The organism is Aeromonas sp. QDB23 (assembly GCF_027707745.1).
Taxonomy (GTDB): Bacteria; Pseudomonadota; Gammaproteobacteria; order Enterobacterales; family Aeromonadaceae; genus Aeromonas; species Aeromonas allosaccharophila.
In genome coordinates this window covers 1-2,339 of record NZ_JAPCJA010000129.1, presented here as the reverse complement: position 1 = coordinate 2,339, position 2,339 = coordinate 1, and the positions used below count along the sequence as shown (strand labels likewise).

Below are 2,339 nucleotides of genomic sequence, written 5' to 3'. Positions count from 1 at the left end.
AGGGCATGCTGTCGTGGCAAGCCCTCCAATGCCATATCGGCTCTTGAAGCTGGCTGAGGGTCATGGGTAATCAGGTACTCATATAAAAATTATCACATAGCAAGAAAGAGAAGGCAGTTCAGCAAAAGCTGTCGCTGAAAAACATGAATGAACCGTATATAAACCACTCTGGCATTATATTTACTTTTTAGTTTGGCGATTCATTGTTGAGGCCAGTCTAAATAGTCCACGCACCAGACTTAATCGGAATAATCTGATACTTAGTGAGTATTTTACCTGCCAATAATCAGACAATTCCTACAGCCCACATTTAGTGGCTTCCACTATTATCCACAGCCATAACCGTCAACAGGGATGTGCCATGTTTGCGTTCAAAGAAGAGTTTCCGGTCAGTGACGTGGCCTCCCTGGCGACAGTGGAGATTGCCGTGCCCTTTTATCAGCCGATTGTTGATCGTGATCGGGGGGTCATCGGGTTTGAAGTGCTGGCCAGACGCTGGGAGCCTCAGCAGCAATGCTATCGAGGCATCGATTTCCCGTCCCTGAGCGAGGATGAATCCCTGCATCTGGACATCGTCATGCTCAGATCCATCCTGCGCGACCTGCCAGCTCTGGCAAAGGGAGGGCCCTATATGCTCTCCATCAACCTCAATCCGGTACTGGGCAGTGCCACCTATCAGAATCTGTTGCTGCTGGTGCTGCTACAGGCTCGCAAACTGGATATCGCAATCTGGTTCGAGGTGGTGGAGTACGCCCCGCTGCACAGCCAGCATCGGGCACTGATCGAGGTACTGCGCAGCCACGGTGCACATATTGCCTGCGATGACTTCGGCACCCAAGAGTGCAATTTCCAGCGGGTGATGGCGCTCCCCTACGAGATCATCAAGCTGGATCGCTCCCTGCTGCTACAGGCGGTCAAGAGTAGCCATGCCTTGCGCATGCTGACCGGACTGGTGGAATACCTGCAGCGGCTCGGCATGAAGGTGGTATGCGAAGGGGTAGAAAACCAGACCCATATCGAGATTGCCAACCGGCTCGGCTGTGACTATCAGCAGGGTTACGCCTACGCCATGCCCGCCCCCCTCTCCCGTTGGGCCTGAGCGGCCCGCTTTTCTACCTGACTCGCGCTGGCAACCATTCCCTGCCAAATTGCATGATGCGGTGAGGGCGAGTACAATCTCGCACCCCGTTTATCCGGCACATATTCATCTATAGGTGTTTCGGGTATGCCGTCATCGGGTCGCGCTGTGATGAATGCTCTTGCCGAGAGAAGAGTCCTGCGCACTCAACCCATACGGCGCCATCAGGTGGCGCCGTCCTGATTTGCAATCAGAACGCAATATAACATACCGCCATAAATTCAGTCACTTACAACAATCTTCAAATTGATATCCATGGAACTATACACAATGCTAGTATGAGACTGCGTTGAGTATTAGGGGCTTCTCATGAGCGATTTGATCGATGTGTTGAGTAAATTTTCTGTACATGACTTGGCTAGAATGCTGGCAGAGAGGATCGAGGCTGACAGTCAGAGCACGTTCAAAAATCGTCATGATTTGGGCGGGGGCATAACACTATTCAAACAAAAAGGCAGCTCCAGATGGCACTGTAGAGTCCATCAACCAGCAGATGGCATTTATGACTATCGTCAGAGCACACGGAAACTCGACTTACGAGATGCAACGTCCGAAGCACATCAAATAGCACTGATGTTAAAAATTAAATTATCGAGTGGTGTTGCGCTTAAAAAGGGTATTACGTTTAAAACAATAGCGAATGAAATCGTTCAATTCTACTTGAAGCGCTCTAAGCCTATAGATACATACTACATTAGCCTGATCAAGAATCACCTCCTTCCATATTTTGGTGAGCAAGAGATTGCTAGCATCAACGATAGATCAGTTAGACTGTTTTGGAATAAATACTGTGAGACTCATGATGCTCCAGGAAAATCACTTGCCAACTCAATCCATATTGTATTGAGAAGGATCTTGCTTGAAGCAAAAGAACAAGCCCTCATAAGCTCGATACCTGACATGAGCAATAAAGTAGAAACTAAAAATATTATAAAAGGAGAGTGCTGGGAACCTAATCAAATAAAAACAATTTTTGATAAATTAACTAAATGGCAATCATTATCCCCAACAAACACCGATAGAGTAATTTTTAACTTGTATTGCAGGTTTCTTTATTTAACCGGTATTAGAACAGGGAATGAGGCACTTGGTGTTAGATGGGATGATCTAAAAACAGAAAAAGATTACCTGATTACCCATGATTAGCAGTCAGTTACCACGAACTATACTGATCTTACGTACAGTTATCGAGGTGCGAGAT

The 2,339-nt window shown here is 47.2% G+C and carries 2 protein-coding genes; both read left to right on the top strand.

From position 1 onward, the window contains the following. Window positions 1-361: 361 nt before the first annotated feature. A complete protein-coding gene (locus PG888_RS22710) occupies window positions 362-1,099 on the top strand; it encodes an EAL domain-containing protein (RefSeq protein WP_182938001.1) in 738 nt (245 codons plus the stop codon). A gap of 348 nt (window positions 1,100-1,447) precedes the next feature. After that, window positions 1,448-2,284, top strand: a complete 837-nt coding sequence (locus PG888_RS22705) for a hypothetical protein (protein ID WP_270694456.1) — start codon at window positions 1,448-1,450, stop codon at window positions 2,282-2,284. The last annotated feature ends 55 nt before the right edge of the window (window positions 2,285-2,339 follow it).